Raw genomic sequence first — 15407 nt, forward strand, 5'->3', positions numbered from 1 at the left:
TCAGCCAGAGTTAAGTTATAGAGTAGTAGCCAGGCAAGCGCACGTTCAATGCGCTGGAAACACGCGCAACGCGCGCGGCACCGCCGTCACGCCGTCGCCGATATTCAGTTGCAGCGCGCGCCACGCTTCGCGATCCAGTTCCGCTTCGAGCACACTGCCCTCGCGGCCGGCCAGTTCGACCCGCACTGAACCACCCAGCGTCACGACGCGACGCACATCCACGACAATCCCATCGCGATGACCCAACGCCTGCGGATAAAGCTGCAGGTCATGCGGACGCACATAGGCGAACGCCGGACCTTCGAAGCCTGCGGCGGCAGCTACCGGCAACGCGGCGCCGTCCACCACAAAACCGTTGCTGTCGACCTTGCCGTGCAGACGGTTGGCCGCACCGAGAAACTCGTAAACAAACGAAGTCTGCGGATGATCGTACACGTCTTGCGGGCTGCCCACCTGCTCGACGTGACCGCGATTCAGCACGACGATGCGGTCCGCCACTTCGAGCGCCTCTTCCTGGTCGTGCGTGACGAAGATCGTGGAGATATGCAGATCGTCGTGCAGACGCCGCAGCCAGCTACGCAGTTCCTTGCGGACTTTCGCATCAAGCGCGCCGAAAGGTTCGTCGAGCAACAACACCTTCGGCTCGACCGCCAATGCGCGCGCCAGTGCGATGCGTTGACGCTGCCCGCCCGACAGTTCCGACGGATAGCGTTGCGCGAGCCAGTCCAGTTGCACGAGCTTGAGCAGTTCATGCACCTTCTCGCGGATCACCGCTTCCGACGGCCGTTCCTTGCGCGGTTTCACGCGCAGACCAAAGGCGACGTTTTCGAACACCGTCATGTGACGGAACAACGCGTAATGCTGGAACACGAAGCCGACCTGGCGCTCACGGGCGCCCACCGTCGCGACGTCCTGTCCTTGCAGCACAACCTGACCCGAGTCCGCATATTCGAGGCCCGCAATCACGCGCAGCAACGTGGTCTTGCCACAACCCGACGGCCCGAGCAGCGCAACCAGCTCGCCTGGCGGAAAGTCGAGCGAGACGTTATCGAGCGCGGTGAAATCGCCAAAGCGCTTTTGCAGGTTACGAACGGTGATGCCCATTGACTACTCCCATGCAACTTTATTGCTTACTGGATCGGCTGTTGCTTCGGCGCAAGTGCCGCGGACGACTGCGAAACGGTTGGACCGGCGTGCGCGGGAACATCGCGCGAGTCCGCCAGTTCTGCCGACAGATGCCGCTCGGCGAGCAGCTTGAGGCCCAGCGTGACGAGCGCCAGTAGCGCCAGCAACGAGGCCACGGCAAACGCCGCCGAGAAGTTGTATTCGTTGTAAAGAATTTCGACGTGCAGAGGAATCGTGTCGGTCTGCCCACGAATATGGCCCGACACAACCGAGACGGCGCCGAACTCGCCCATCGCCCGCGCGTTGCACAGAATCACGCCGTACAGCAGACCCCATTTGACGTTCGGCAAGGTGACGCGCCGAAAAGTCTGCCAGCCGGATGCGCCCAGCACGTGAGCCGCTTCTTCTTCGTCGTTGCCTTGCGCCTGCATCAACGGAATCAGCTCGCGCGCGACAAACGGAAAGGTGACGAAGATCGTCGCGAGCACAATGCCTGGCACCGCGAAGATAATCTGCACGTCGTGATCCTGCAGCCACGGGCCGAACCAGCCCTGCGCGCCGAACAGCAAAACATAGACGAGCCCTGAGACCACCGGTGAAACGGAAAATGGCAGGTCGATCAGCGTCGTCAGCAACGCCTTGCCCTTGAATTCGAACTTCGCGATACACCACGACGCCGCCAATCCGAACACCAGATTCAACGGCACCGCGATCGCAGCGGTCAGCAATGTCAGCTTGATTGCAGAGATCGCGTCGGGGTCGGCGAGCGCTGCGAAGTAAAAACCAACGCCCTTGCTCAATGCCTGATAAAAGACCGCGACGAGCGGGACCACCAGAAATAGCGTGAGGAACAGCAACGCGATGCCCGTCAGAAGCCAGCGCACGAGACGCGGCTCGCTCACCGGATCGTTACGGCGCAAAGCGTTCAGGCCAGTACTCGACACCGGCTGCAACGCAGCAGAATCGTGACTCATTGGACACCTCCTGTCACGCCTGCCGCACCGATAGCGCCTGGGACAGGCAGCGCCGGCGCCGCTGAACCACGACGTGTACGACGCTGCAGATACCACTGCAGCGTATTGATCAGCAGCAGCATCAGGAACGACACGACCAGCATCACGACCGCAAGAGCCGTTGCCCCAGCGTAGTCGTATTGTTCGAGCTTGGTGATGATCAGCAGCGATGTGATTTCCGACTTCATCGGCACATTACCGGCAATGAAAATCACCGAGCCGTATTCACCGAGCGCCCGCGCAAAGGCCAGCGCGAAACCGGTCAACAACGCCGGCATCACCGCAGGCAGCACGACGCGGCGAAACGTCAGCCAGCGCGACGCGCCGAGGCACGCGGCGGCTTCTTCCTGCTCACGCTCGAATTCTTCGAGCACCGGTTGCACGGTGCGCACCACGAACGGCAGACCGATGAAAGTCAATGCGACCAGCACGCCCAAAGGCGTAAAGGCGACCTTGATCCCGAGCGGTTCGAGAAACTGGCCTATCCAGCCATTACCGGAGTAAACCGCCGCGAGCGAAATCCCGGCCACCGAGGTCGGCAGCGCAAACGGCAGATCGACGACGGCGTCAACGAGCCGCTTGAACGGAAATGAATAGCGCACCAGCACCCACGCCACCAGAAAGCCAAATACCGCATTGACGAGCGCGCCGCCGAGCGCCGCAAAAAAGGTCAACCGGTACGACGCCAGCACGCGCGGCGAAGCGACCGCGTGCACGAACTGCGTCCAGTCGAGCGAGGCGGTCTTGAGAAAGGTCGCCGCAAGCGGAATCAGCACCACGAGGCTCAGATACGCCACTGTGATGCCGAGCGTCAGGCCGAAGCCCGGTAAGGCGCTTGGCTTGCGGAAGGTCAACGTTGTCATGCTCGATGCTCTTTCAGGGTGAAAACCGGGTCGCGCGGCTGGACCAGGCTGAATGGCCAAACGGCGCGCCCCTTGAGGCGCGCCGGACGACAGCCTGACTGCCTTACCTCGTTACGCCTCACTGCGGCGAGTAGATCGAATCGAACACGCCACCGTCTGCGAAGTGCGTTTTCTGCGCATTCGCCCAGCCGCCGAACGTGTCATCCACGGTGTACAGCTTCAGCTTCGGAAACTTCGCGGTCAGCGCGGCCGGCACCTTGTCCGAACGCGGACGGTAGAAGTTCTCCGCGGCAATCTCCTGCCCCTGCTCGCTGTAGAGGAAGTTCAGATACGCCTCAGCCAGCTTGCGCGTGCCATGCTTGTCCACCACCTTGTCGACTACCGATACAGGCGGTTCAGCCAGAATGCTCACCGACGGCACCACGATCTCGAACTTGTCCGGACCAAACTCCTTGAGCGACAGAAACGCTTCGTTTTCCCAGGCAATCAGCACATCGCCGATACCGCGCTGCACGAAGCTCGTCGTCGCCCCACGCGCGCCCGAATCGAGCACGCCCGCGTTCTTGTACAGCTTCGTGACGAATTCCTTGGCCTTCTGATCATTGCCGCCCGGTTGATGCTCGGCATACGCCCATGCCGCCAGATAGTTCCAGCGTGCGCCGCCCGAGGTTTTTGGGTTCGGCGTGACGATCGACACGCCCGGCTTCACCAGGTCGTCCCAATCCTTGATGTGTTTGGGGTTGCCCTTGCGCACGAGGAAAACGATCGTCGAGGTGTACGGCGCGGCGTTGTCCGGCAGACGCTTCTGCCAGTTCTTGTCGACGATGCCCTTGCTGGCAAGCGCATCGATGTCGTAAGCGAGCGCGAGCGTCACGACGTCCGCCTGCAGCCCGTCAAGAACCGAGCGCGCCTGCGCACCTGAGCCGCCATGCGACTGCTTGAAGGTGATGGTCTCGCCGGTCTGGGCTTTCCACTGTTTGCCGAATGCCTCGTTGATCTGCTGGTACAACTCGCGCGTTGGGTCGTACGACACATTCAGCAGCGTCGTGTCCGCCGCCTGCGTCTGTCCGGTCAGCCCAAGTGCCGCTGCGGCGCCAAGCGCCAGCACCGTGATGAGCTTCCTGGTCCTGCGTGCGAGCCCCGTGCCCTGATCGATCATCCAGCTTCTCCGCGTGGTGGTCAGGCGAGGCAACGTGCCCCTTCCTGTCTGTTGTGTTTGGTGTTTGAGGTCTTGCGCGCGTCTTGCCTGCGTCGACTCGAGGCCCAGTCTATCGAAGGGCTTTCATCATTAAAAATAATGTTTCTTCATTTTTTAATACTCAAAAGTGGTAATGACAGCCGGACGCGGCGTTGCGGCACGAAATCCGGTGTTAGGACGCCGTCTGACGGCGTTCCACTGACACCCAGGGTCGAGAACTTAAAGTAAAGCTTGAATTGCGCCGGATACTGTATAAAAATACAGTCACCTGTCTATCCATACAGTGACCCCATGACCAAACTCACCGCACGACAGCAAGAAGTTTTCGATCTGATCCGCCGGGCCATCGAACGCACCGGTTTTCCGCCCACCCGCGCGGAGATCGCCGCCGAGCTGGGCTTCAGCTCGGCTAACTCGGCGGAAGAGCACTTGCGCGCGCTTGCTCGCAAGGGGGTCATCGAGCTCGCCGCGGGCGCGTCGCGCGGCATCCGGCTACTGCTGGCCAGTCAGGACGACGGGCCGCATCAGTTCACGCTGCCGCACGCCAGCATCATGCAGTTGTCGCTGCCGCTGGTTGGCCGGGTGGCCGCGGGTAGCCCGATCCTTGCGCAGGAACACGTCTCGCAGCATTACGCCTGCGACCCGGCGCTCTTTTCCAGCAAGCCGGACTACCTGCTGAAAGTGCGCGGGTTGTCCATGCGGGACGCCGGCATTTTCGACGGCGACCTGCTCGCCGTACAGAAGAAAAGCGAAGCCAAAGACGGCCAAATCATCGTCGCGCGGTTGGGCGACGACGTGACGGTCAAGCGTCTCAAGCGCCGGCCGAATGGCATCGAGCTGATCGCCGAGAACCCCGATTACGAAAATATCTTTGTTCAGGCCGGCAGTGCGGAATTCGCACTGGAAGGCATCGCAGTGGGGCTGATCCGCCCCACTGAGTTCTGAACCTTGCCTGAACAACGACTGGAGAGAATCATGGAACGCCTTGCCCGCCTGCTGCCCTTCCGTCAGTTCGGTCGCCTGCGCCATTTGCGCAATCTCGTACCGTGCGCGCCGATCGAGGCGTCCAATGTTACTGCTTCGCTGTTCGACGACCCGCAGCCGCATGCTTCGACCTTGCCGTCGGCGCTGCCGGCCTTCGCACGCGTGTCGCTAAATTCAGGGCTCAATACGGCGGAGCCAGCCCGGCGCGCGCCGGTGCGGGTGTACCACGGGCCGTCGCGTCTGATCATGGTCGGCACGGTGGACGCCGTGTGCCGCATGATCGACCGCTGCATCGCCGAAGAAACGGCCGGCGTGCAGAATGCGATGTTCGAGTAAGCATCCGGAAAAAAGCCCAGAGATGGGTGAACCGGCCGTCAGGCGGTTCGCACACCCGGTAAAGATCATTACGTGAGGTTGCGCGCGGTTGGCTCAGGGATAATCGTGCATCGGTCGTATGGGGATCGTTTTCCCGCGGATGCGGTCCACGTTAGATCACACCTCACGGAGAAGCTCGCCCGATGGCTGTTTCAACACCTGCAAAACGCGGCGTCGCGCGGCCGCTGATCGTCACAGTGCTTGTCATTGTGGTCGTGGCTGTACTCGGGTACGCCTATGCGTTGCCGTATCTCGCACTCGATCGTCTGAAACGCGCCGCCGATGAACGTGACGCGCAAACCGTCAGCGAATATGTCGACTATCCCGCGTTGCGCGAAAGCCTGAAGGATCAGATTGCTGGTCTGCTGACGAGAAAGATCCAGGCGCGTGCCAACGGCAATCCGCTCGCGGCCCTCGGCGCGATGATAGGCGTCGCACTGATTGGTCCGGTGGTCGATGCTTACGCAACCCCAGATGGCGTCGCCGCACTCCTGAACGGAATGCCGCCGCGCGGCGATCCGACCCAACGGCCACCGGTACCGCCCGATGCGCCTGCGAACGCTCCAGCCAATGCGCCTGCCGGCAGCGCAGACTCGACGGCGCCCGCTCCCGCGACGGCCGGCTCACCGACAACCCCACCGCAACCGCCGCAGACAACGGTCGCCTATCGTGGCATCAATGAATTCGTCGTCACGTATCAGCACGGTGTCGGCGATACGCGCTATGCCGCGATTCTGCGGCGCGAAGGATTGTTCTCGTGGAAGCTGGCCGCGGTAGATCTGAACGGCTAGCGCTCGCCGTGCGGCGAAGCAATGCGCCTTCACCAGTCAGGCCGCCCGTTCCCGCGCAGCCTGACTGTACCCAAGGCACGGCCCGACCCGCAAAGGCGGGCCTCTGCCACTCCACTCCGCTCTATCTCAGGCCGCAGTGGTAGCTGCAGCAGCCGGTGCAGCGGCCTGCTCCTGCTCTTGCGCCGACGAACACGCCACCAGAATGCTGCACGAGATGCGGTCGAGCAGCGGCGTATTGCCCGCGCCCATCCACCAGCGCGAGAGGCCGGTGCGGCAACGGTGACCGACCACCACCAGATCCACATGCAGCTCGTTGGCGAGATTGGCAATTTCGTCTATGGGATGGCCGAACGCAAAATGACCTTGTGCGGTGACACCCCGCTCCGTGAGCCACTCCACACCTTCCTGCAGGATGTCGCGAGCGGTTTTCTCGAAGCTGCCGCAGGCCACATCGGTCAAGAGACCGGCGCTTTGCGCAATGCTCGAGCGCATGTCGACAACCGACAGCAGATGTGTTTCCGCCTTCAGGTCCAGCGCCAGGTCGGCGCCGCAGCGCAGCGCCTTGCGGCCTTCGCGCGAGCCGTCGTAGCACAGCAGGATTTTCTTGTAGCTCGCCATGATGTTCTCCCTACCGCGTCGATCGCGGTCTCTGTCATGAATCATGGTGCGCCGCAATTCAGCTTGCAAGGGTTGGAAAACGCTAACTGGGTACTAACAGCGCGCTAACAACACATCCGTTGTCCCCAGCCACCTCGCGCATCATGCCGCAGCGCAGGAACCCGCACCCGAGCAGTGCACGAGTGCCGACATGAAGCCGTCGATGCCCTAAAATGGGCAGCTTTACGGCCCTTCACATCTTTCGGAATCCACAACGACCCATGCCAGAAGCCGCCATCGAATTCGTACAGGTCCACAAGCGCTACGGTGGTAAGACTGTCGTTGACGGCCTGTCGTTCCATGTACAGCCCGGCGAGTGTTTCGGCCTGCTTGGCCCGAACGGCGCAGGCAAGACCACCACGCTGCGCATGCTGCTCGGCATCGCGGCTCCGGACGCCGGCACGATCCGCCTAGGCGGTGAACCGATTCCATCACGCGCCAGGTATGCCCGCGCGCGAGTCGGCGTAGTGCCGCAGTTCGACAACCTCGATCCGGATTTCACCGTGCGCGAAAACCTTCTGGTGTTCGGCCGCTACTTCGGTCTGAGCGCGGCGCAAACGCGCGCCATGGTGCCGTCGCTGCTCGAATTCGCGCGGCTCGAAAGCAAGGCAGATGCGCGGGTCGGAGAGCTATCGGGCGGTATGAAGCGGCGCCTCACGCTGGCCCGCGCACTCGTCAACGACCCCGACGTGCTGATCATGGATGAACCGACCACCGGACTCGATCCGCAAGCGCGCCATCTGATCTGGGAACGCTTGCGCTCGCTGCTCGCGCGCGGCAAAACCATTCTTCTGACCACGCATTTCATGGAAGAAGCCGAGCGGCTGTGCCATCGCCTGTGCGTGATCGAAGAAGGACGCAAGATCGCGGAAGGCGCGCCGAATGAACTGATCGCTTCGGAAATCGGCTGCGATGTGATCGAGATCTATGGACCGGACCCTGTCGCGTTGCGCGACGAACTGGCGCCGCTTGCCGAGCGTACGGAGATCAGCGGCGAGACGCTGTTCTGCTATGTCACCGACGCGGAGCCGGTACATGCCCGCCTCAAGCAGCGCGCGGATCTGCGCTATCTGCACCGGCCAGCCAATCTCGAAGATGTGTTTCTGCGGCTCACAGGCCGTGAAATGCAGGACTGAGCCATCAATGCACGGGCAAACAAAAACAGCCATTGCATCGACTCACGCATAGACACAAGCTTCGACTCAATCACTCACCGACCCGCCATGGACGCACGCACCTACGACACTCCCAGCCAGGCAGCGCCTGCGAGCGAGCCTTTCGCCGCCCTGCCCGCGAACGCGGTCAACTGGATCGCCGTATGGCGGCGCAATTATCTGGTGTGGCGCAAGCTTGCCATTGCGTCGATGTTCGGCAACCTCGCCGATCCGATGATCTATCTGTTCGGTCTCGGCTTCGGACTCGGCCTGATGGTCGGCCACGTCGACGGCGTGTCGTATATCGCGTTTCTCGCGGCCGGCACTGTTGCATCGAGCGTGATGATGTCGGCGAGCTTCGAATCGATGTACTCGGGTTTTTCGCGCATGCACGTGCAGCGAACGTGGGAGGCGATCATGCACACGCCGCTCACGCTAGGCGATATCGTACTGGGCGAAGTGATGTGGGCCGGCAGCAAGTCGATGCTGTCCGGCGTGGCGATCATGCTGGTCGCCGGAGCGCTCGGCTATGCGAGCTTTCCGTCGATGCTGCTGGCATTGCCTGTCATCGCGCTCACCGGCCTCGCCTTCGCCAGCGTCGCGATGATCGTGACGGCGCTCGCACCGTCGTACGATTTCTTCATGTTCTATCAGACGCTGGCGCTCACGCCGATGTTGCTGCTCTCCGGCGTGTTCTTTCCGATCGCCCAGCTGCCACCCGTCGCGCAATTCGTCACGCAGTTGCTGCCGCTCGCGCACGCGGTCGATCTGATCCGCCCTGCGATGCTTGGCCGGCCGCTCGACCACGTAGCGTTGCACGTCGCCGTACTGGCCGCCTACGTGGTGGTGCCGTTCTGTATCGCAGCCGTGCTGTTTCGTCGACGGATGATGCGCTAAGGCGCATCTCGCGCGCGCTCAGTCTTCGTCGTCGGTCCAGGGTATATCGACGTCGGAGATGAACGCGACCGTCGCGAACGGTCCGCCTTCCTGTCGGCCGATCTTGCCGTCCGCGCGCTGCCACTCGACGCGAAACAGCGTGCCCGGATCATCGGCAATCAGGCGAACCGTGCGCACTTCGTCGGGATCGGACTCTTCTACCGGGCCGTCGAACGACACCAGCAGTTCCTGGGGCCACAGGCCGTCGGCCGGATCGTAAATGCGATCGCCATCGGGAATCAGCGTGAAGGCGTCGACGCCGATCGTCGCCGAGGCGTCGACGATCATTTTGCCCAAGGCGCGCAGCAGCGCCGTAGCGCGCGCCGAGTTCGCCTGGCGGATCGCGAGGTCCCCGCGCGTCAGCGCCTGTTCAAGCTTCGGATTTGTTTTTTGTTGGGCCATTCGATTTCCTGATTGCAATTGCTCGAGTGTATGCGGCGGGTCGCCTGCGCACCGGTGGCAAAGGTGCACGCCGCTTGTGCTTCGCTTATTGTTTTTTGGGCTGAAAATCGTACCACTAGTCGGCATCGCCATGACATCCAAGCCATCGCGCATTCGATCCCGGCACCTCCAGTTCCTCAGTTTAGGTCGTGATTCGACAACTGGCAGCGGGATTTGTCGGCCGCAATGGGGGCGAGCGCCCGCTCGCGCTCAGAATCCGAGCGCGACAGCCAGGCCACCCGCCAGCAAGCCAAACAGCACTACCGAAACGGCCACCACCGTCAGCAGACGCGGCCGGAACGAGCGTGCCAGCATCGCCAGCGAAGGGACGCTGATGGGCGGCAGGGTCATCAGCAGCGCACCTGCGGGGCCGACGCCCATGCCTAGCGAGAGCATCGCCTGAATGATCGGCACCTCGCCCGCGGTGGGGATCACGAACAGCATGCCGGCGACCGCCAGCGCGAGGATCCAGCCAAACTGGTTGCCGATCTCCGGGCCGACGTGCGGAAAGAGCCAGGCGCGCGCTGCACCGAGCAGCAGGATGAGGACGATATATTCGGGGATCAGGCGCACGGCCATGCGGGCAAACAGGCTGAGCCAGCGCACGAAGGGATTGCCTCGCTGCTGCTCCTGCGATGCAGCAAGTTGCGCCAGTTGCCCGTCGGCCGCGGCGGCCTCTTGTGGCGTCACGAGCCGGTTCACGAGATAGCCGAGGCCGAACACCATCAGTACGCCCAGTACGAGACGCAGAGCCGCCCAGTTCCAGCCAAGCACGAAACCCATGAAGACAAGCGTGGCCGGATTGAGCACCGAATTGCCGAGCCAGAAGGCGATGGCGCCGCCGGGCGAGGCCTGGCGCTGCCGCAAGCCGACCACCACCGGCGCCGCGCAGCAGGTACACATCATGCCGGGGATGGCCAGCAGGCCGCCCGCCGCCACACTGCCGAAGCTGGTCTTGCCGAGCACGCGGGCGATCCATTGCACCGGCAAGAGCACCTGCACAGCCGAGCCGAGCACGAGGCCGAGCACCATTGCCTGCCAGATCGCCTTGCCGTAGGCGAGCGCGTAGCCGAGTGCCGCCGCCAGCGACGGCGCGGGCGGACTGGCGTCCGTGCCCATCAGGATGGATTTGCCGATCGAATGCGTCTCCGCGGCCGTGAAGGCGCGGTGATAGTACGGAAACCACTTCACATAAAAGAGCCCGGCGACGGCGACTAGCAGAAAAATCAGCCATCCTGAGGCGGGTTGGGTTGAGCGTGTGGTGTTCATTGTTATCGTGTGTTTGGGTTTGAACCGGAAACTGGGCTACCTGGGTTTGAACCGGAAACTCGGGCTAGCCGGGCTTGATGGCCACAGGACGCGGCGTAGCGCCATTCGTCGAAGCGCTTGCTGACGATGCTGCCGACGTGGCAGAGACCGCGGCGGCGGCCTGGTCAAGCGCTTGAACGCCCTGCTGCGCGCCCGCGAGCGCCTGTCCCTGCGTCGCGGCCAGTTTCGCCAGCAACGCCGTTGCCTGCCCGACGCTGTCGGCCGCGTTTGGCCTGAAGCTGAAGTGCAGCGCCTCGCCGAGGCGCTTGAAATGCTGCCGGCTGCTACGTTGATAAGCAGGATCGTAGTGCCGTTCGATCAGTTCCCCGAACAGCTCGGCGCGTGTGGCTGCAATATCCGCACGGTCTACGCCTTCCATGGCAGGCGTGCTGCCCGCGTCGATCAACTGCTGCCAGTGCCTGACCTGCTCGCGACTATGCAAGCCAATCAGTCGTTCGAGCTGATGCTTGAACGATGCCGGGTCGTCGAACAGATGGGCATAGTCCTGCAGCAAAAACGTGATGCGGTCGTCATGGGTAGTATCGACTTCCACACAGGCGCCGCGATGAAAGCGCTCGAACAGCGCTTGAGGCAACGTGATCGTGCCGATGCGCCGGCTTTCCGCTTCGACGAACACTGGCCGGCGCACGTCGAAGCCCGACAGCACGCCGATCAGCGCGGTATCGAAGCCCTTTTGCGCGGGCTGCGGCTGATCGGGCAACGCGCCGAGCAACGAGCCGCGATGACACGCAAGCGCTTCCAGATCGAGCACCTGCGCGCCGGCTGCGTGCAGTGCCTGCAGCAGCCGCGTCTTGCCGCTACCGGTATGGCCGGTCAGGACGACGTACTCGAACTGCTCCGGCAAGCTCGCGAGCGCCGCGACCACCGAGCCGCGATAGGCCTTGTAGCCGCCGTCGAGCTGACGCGCCTGCCAGCCGATCAGGTTGAACCAGGTCGTCATCGAGCCGGAGCGTTTGCCGCCGCGCCAGCAATAGATCAGCGGGCGCCAGTTGCGCGGACGCTCGGCAAAGGTCGTCTCGAGATGCGCCGCGATATTGCGCGCGACCATTGCCGCGCCGACGCGGGTGGCCTCGAACGGCGAGACCTGCTTGTACATCGTGCCGACGATCACGCGCTCCTCGTTGCTCAGCACCGGCGCGTTGATCGCACCCGGGATGTGGTCTTCGGCAAACTCGAGCGGCGTGCGAACGTCCACGATCTCATCGAATCGCGCCAGTTGATCGAGCGGAACAAGCAGATTTTTCAATTGAACGACGCGTGAAGAGGGGCCGAATTCGAATGAAATAGCCGGAATGGCGGCAATCGGCAAGCCAGAATTATCGCATGGGGTGGATGGGCGGCGGCCGGGACGCCTTGAGCGCTGCAATCGGGCCATCTCGTCAAACGCCCGGGCTTTGCCATTTCGGCAACGCAAGCTTCTAAAGACAATGATTGTGACAAAACAGGCACCCTCCTAGAATCGATCGCACCCCTGCCCTCTATCGCCCCACCGGAGACGACCTTGACCCGCGACCAGGCTATCCAGCACGCAACCCACCACTTCGATTCGGGCGCGTTTCTCGCCGACCTCAATCGCCGCGTCGGCTTTCGCACCGAGAGCCAGGAGCCTGAACGTGCCGCCACCCTGCTCGCCTATCTGACCGGCGAGATCGTCCCGGAGGCTGAGCGCCTTGGATTCGAAACGCGCATCTTCGACAACCCGGTGGCCGGCGCCGGCCCGCTTCTGATCGCCACGCGGCACGAAGGCGACGACCTGCCGACCGTGCTGATCTACGGCCACGGCGACGTGGTCCGCGGCTACGACGACCAGTGGCGCGAGTCGCTGACGCCGTGGACCGTGAAGGTCGAGGGCGAGCGCTGGTACGGCCGCGGCACCGCCGACAACAAAGGCCAGCACACCATCAATCTGGCGGCGCTCGCCAGCGTGCTCGACGCACGAGACGGCAAGCTCGGCTTCAATGCCAAACTGCTGATCGAGATGGGCGAGGAAACCGGCTCGCCGGGACTCGACGCCTTCTGTCACACGCACAAGGAAGCGCTCGGCGCGGACGTGCTGATCGCCTCGGACGGCCCGCGCCTTGCGGCGCGCCGCCCAACGGTCTTTCTCGGCTCGCGCGGCTCGATCAATTTCCGGCTGGAGTTGAACCTGCGCGAGGGTGCGCATCACTCGGGCAACTGGGGCGGGCTGCTCCGCAATCCCGCGACGGTCCTTGCCAATGCGCTGGCAAGCCTTGTGGACGCACGCGGCGTGATCGCCGTCGAAGGCCTGCGGCCGCCGCCGATTCCGGACGCGGTACGCCGCGCGCTCGCCGATATCAGCGTAGGCGGTGGTCCGGGCGACCCCGCCGTCGACAACAACTGGGGCGAGCCCGGCCTCACCCCGCCGGAACGCGTGTTCGGCTGGAACAGCTTCGAAGTGCTGGCGCTCAAGGCCGGCAATCCCGAGAATCCGGTCAATGCGATTCCCGCCTCCGCCTTTGCGTATTGCCAGTTGCGCTTCGTGGTGGGCACCGACTGGCAGAACCTCGCTGGGTATCTGCGCACCCATCTCGATGCACACGGCTTTCCGATGGTCGAGATCAAAGTCGAGCGCGGCGCGCCGGCCACGCGACTCGATCCTGACGACCCGTGGGTCACGTGGGCCATCGCATCGCTCGAACGCACTACCGGCAAAAAGACGGCGGTCCTGCCGAACCTCGGTGGCACGTTGCCCAATGAGGTGTTCGCCGACACGCTAGGCCTGCCGACCATCTGGGTGCCGCACTCATATCCGGCCTGCTCGCAGCATGCGCCGAACGAGCATCTGCTCGGACCGGTGGCGCGTGAAGGACTGCAGATCATGGCGGGGCTGTTCTGGGACCTCGGCGAGAACGCACCCAAGGTGCCGGCAGCGAGCGCCTGAGACCAGCACTTGCCGAGTCGACGCGAGGACCGCGCCAGGACCGCGCCAAGACGGTGCCACGACAATGCCACGCAGCACGCAGCACGCAGCACGCAGCACGCCACAATAAACAACGGGCCCGCTTGCATACGCAACCGGGCCCGCTTCTTTTCCTACCGCAAATTACGGCGCAGGATTCGGCTGCCGCTCGTGCAATGCGTCGATTTCAGCCAGCACTTCCGGCGAGAGCTTCACGTCCACGCTCGCGATATTCTCCTTCAACTGCTCAAGCGAGGTCGCGCCGATCAGATTGCTCGTCACGAAAGGCCGGCTATTGACGAACGCCAGCGCGAACTGCGCGGGCGACAGGCCATGCTGTTTCGCGAGTTCGACGTAACGGCTGGTCGCCTGCACGGCTTGCGGCTTGCTATAGCGCTGGAAGCGTTCGAACAGCGTGATGCGGGCACCCGCCGGACGCGCTCCACCTTCGTACTTGCCTGAGAGCCAGCCGAAGGCAAGCGGTGAATACGCCAGCAGGCCAATGCCATCGCGATGCGTGAACTCGGACAGCCCTGTTTCGAACGTGCGGTTCAGCAGGCTGTACGGATTCTGGATGCTGACAATGCGCGGCAAGCCGAGCTTCTCGGACGCGTGCAGGAACTGTGCGACGCCCCAGGGCGTTTCGTTCGACACACCGATATGCCGCACCTTGCCTTCCTTGACGAACTCAGCGAGCACCGACAAGGTTTCTTCGATCGGCACCGTATAGGCATCTTCAACCCACGGATACGCGCTACGGCCGAAGGTCATCGTGCTGCGATCGGGCCAGTGCAACTGGTACAGATCGACGTATTCGGTTTGCAGGCGCTTGAGACTGTCGTTGAGTGCCTCAGTCAGATTCTTGCGGTCGAACTGATTACCCTCGCCGCGAATATGGCGTGGATTATGCGGCTGACGCGCCGGGCCGGCGATCTTGGTCGCGAGTACGATTTTCTCGCGCGCGCTGCGATGCTGCGCGAGCCAGGTGCCGATACAGCGTTCGGTCGCGCCCTGGGTCTCCGGACGCGGCGGCACCGGGTACATTTCGGCGGCATCGACCAGCGTAACGCCGTGGTCGAGTGCATAGCCGATCTGCTCGTGCGCTTCGCGCTCGCTGTTCTGCTCGCCCCAGGTCATGGTGCCGAGACCGATCAGGCTGACCTCGATGTCGGAGTTGCCTAGTCTGCGGTATTCCATCGAACTGTTCCTGTTGGTTGGTTGATTGTACGAAAGGCCACGAAGTTACCATGCCGGCAGAATGCTTGCAGCGCAGCTAAAATGCAGGCCTCACGTCACTCCGGTAAGCTCACCTCAACCTTCGCGATGAATCCAGAACACCTCGAATTGCTGGTCACTCGCGTCATGCCTTACGGAAAATATAAAGGCAGATTGATTGCGGATTTGCCGGGTCACTATTTGAACTGGTTTGCGAGTCAAGGCTTCCCTCCAGGCGAAATCGGCCGCCTGTTGGCGCTTATGCACGAGATCGATCACAACGGCCTCAAGCCGTTAATCGAACCACTACGCAAACGTTGATCGTCGAGCTTTCAGTTCTGCAAAATCAGTCGACAGTTTCGTCGCCAAAGCAATACAGAATGAAAGCTGTCGGGCGTGCTGTTTC

The 15407-nt window shown here is 62.8% G+C and carries 16 protein-coding genes; 7 read left to right on the forward strand and 9 right to left on the reverse strand.

The window, feature by feature from the left end:
• Positions 1-45: 45 nt before the first annotated feature.
• From P3T17_RS13990 to P3T17_RS14005, 4 genes are all read right to left on the reverse strand, one after another.
• The gene (locus P3T17_RS13990; RefSeq protein WP_074264861.1) at positions 46-1104 is read right to left on the reverse strand and encodes a sulfate/molybdate ABC transporter ATP-binding protein; all 1059 of its coding nucleotides are present in this window, start codon (positions 1102-1104) and stop codon (positions 46-48) included.
• Positions 1105-1130: 26 nt separating this feature from the next.
• Positions 1131-2099, reverse strand: coding sequence for a sulfate ABC transporter permease subunit CysW (cysW, locus tag P3T17_RS13995; RefSeq protein ID WP_074264862.1), 969 nt, complete (start codon positions 2097-2099; stop codon positions 1131-1133).
• Positions 2096-3001, reverse strand: coding sequence for a sulfate ABC transporter permease subunit CysT (gene cysT, locus P3T17_RS14000; RefSeq protein WP_429407321.1), 906 nt, complete (start codon positions 2999-3001; stop codon positions 2096-2098). The genes cysW and cysT overlap by 4 nt, the downstream gene beginning before the upstream one ends.
• 118 nt (positions 3002-3119) lie before the next feature.
• Positions 3120-4160 carry a sulfate ABC transporter substrate-binding protein gene (locus tag P3T17_RS14005; protein WP_429407323.1) on the reverse strand — a complete coding sequence of 347 codons (1041 nt, stop codon included), beginning with the start codon at positions 4158-4160 and terminating at the stop codon, positions 3120-3122.
• 330 nt (positions 4161-4490) lie between these two features.
• On the opposite strand from P3T17_RS14005, the gene lexA reads away from it, so the two are divergent.
• The 3 genes from lexA to P3T17_RS14020 all read left to right on the forward strand — a co-directional run bounded on the left by lexA (position 4491) and on the right by P3T17_RS14020 (position 6349).
• The gene (gene lexA / locus P3T17_RS14010; protein ID WP_074264865.1) at positions 4491-5144 is read left to right on the forward strand and encodes a transcriptional repressor LexA; all 654 of its coding nucleotides are present in this window, start codon (positions 4491-4493) and stop codon (positions 5142-5144) included.
• A gap of 30 nt (positions 5145-5174) precedes the next feature.
• Positions 5175-5519, forward strand: a complete 345-nt coding sequence (locus P3T17_RS14015) for a hypothetical protein (RefSeq protein ID WP_429407324.1) — start codon at positions 5175-5177, stop codon at positions 5517-5519.
• 182 nt (positions 5520-5701) lie between these two features.
• Positions 5702-6349, forward strand: coding sequence for a DUF2939 domain-containing protein (locus tag P3T17_RS14020; RefSeq protein ID WP_429407326.1), 648 nt, complete (start codon positions 5702-5704; stop codon positions 6347-6349).
• A 126-nt stretch (positions 6350-6475) separates the two neighbouring features.
• Here the strand turns inward: P3T17_RS14020 and P3T17_RS14025 are convergent, their stop codons facing one another.
• Entirely contained in the window at positions 6476-6967 is a 492-nt protein-coding gene (locus P3T17_RS14025) for a universal stress protein (protein WP_074264868.1), read from the reverse strand.
• A 212-nt stretch (positions 6968-7179) separates the two neighbouring features.
• Here P3T17_RS14025 and nodI point away from each other — a divergent pair, with 212 nt between their 5' ends.
• Positions 7180-8142: a nodulation factor ABC transporter ATP-binding protein NodI gene (nodI, locus tag P3T17_RS14030; protein ID WP_429407328.1), complete on the forward strand. Its 963-nt coding sequence runs from the start codon at positions 7180-7182 to the stop codon at positions 8140-8142.
• 87 nt (positions 8143-8229) lie between these two features.
• The gene (locus tag P3T17_RS14035; protein WP_074264870.1) at positions 8230-9057 is read left to right on the forward strand and encodes an ABC transporter permease; all 828 of its coding nucleotides are present in this window, start codon (positions 8230-8232) and stop codon (positions 9055-9057) included.
• 18 nt (positions 9058-9075) lie between these two features.
• On the opposite strand, the gene P3T17_RS14040 is transcribed toward P3T17_RS14035, so the two are convergent.
• From P3T17_RS14040 to mnmH, 3 genes are all read right to left on the reverse strand, one after another.
• Positions 9076-9498, reverse strand: coding sequence for a hypothetical protein (locus P3T17_RS14040; RefSeq protein WP_074264871.1), 423 nt, complete (start codon positions 9496-9498; stop codon positions 9076-9078).
• Positions 9499-9747: 249 nt separating this feature from the next.
• Positions 9748-10806: a permease gene (locus tag P3T17_RS14045; RefSeq protein ID WP_074264872.1), complete on the reverse strand. Its 1059-nt coding sequence runs from the start codon at positions 10804-10806 to the stop codon at positions 9748-9750.
• A 64-nt stretch (positions 10807-10870) separates the two neighbouring features.
• On the reverse strand, positions 10871-12112 hold the full coding sequence (gene mnmH, locus P3T17_RS14050) for a tRNA 2-selenouridine(34) synthase MnmH (RefSeq protein WP_429407329.1): 1242 nt from the start codon (positions 12110-12112) through the stop codon (positions 10871-10873).
• 255 nt (positions 12113-12367) lie between these two features.
• On the opposite strand from mnmH, the gene P3T17_RS14055 reads away from it, so the two are divergent.
• Positions 12368-13768 (forward strand): M20 family metallopeptidase, encoded by a 1401-nt coding sequence (locus P3T17_RS14055; protein WP_429407331.1) that lies wholly within the window; start codon positions 12368-12370, stop codon positions 13766-13768.
• A 162-nt stretch (positions 13769-13930) separates the two neighbouring features.
• On the opposite strand, the gene P3T17_RS14060 is transcribed toward P3T17_RS14055, so the two are convergent.
• Positions 13931-14983 carry an NADP(H)-dependent aldo-keto reductase gene (locus P3T17_RS14060; protein ID WP_429407333.1) on the reverse strand — a complete coding sequence of 351 codons (1053 nt, stop codon included), beginning with the start codon at positions 14981-14983 and terminating at the stop codon, positions 13931-13933.
• Between the two features lie 126 nt (positions 14984-15109).
• Here P3T17_RS14060 and P3T17_RS14065 point away from each other — a divergent pair, with 126 nt between their 5' ends.
• Entirely contained in the window at positions 15110-15322 is a 213-nt protein-coding gene (locus tag P3T17_RS14065) for a DUF3820 family protein (RefSeq protein ID WP_429407894.1), read from the forward strand.
• Positions 15323-15407 lie beyond the last annotated feature (85 nt).

It is taken from the genome of Paraburkholderia sp. GAS82, assembly GCF_050436285.1.
Lineage (GTDB): Bacteria > Pseudomonadota > Gammaproteobacteria > Burkholderiales > Burkholderiaceae > Paraburkholderia > Paraburkholderia phenazinium_B.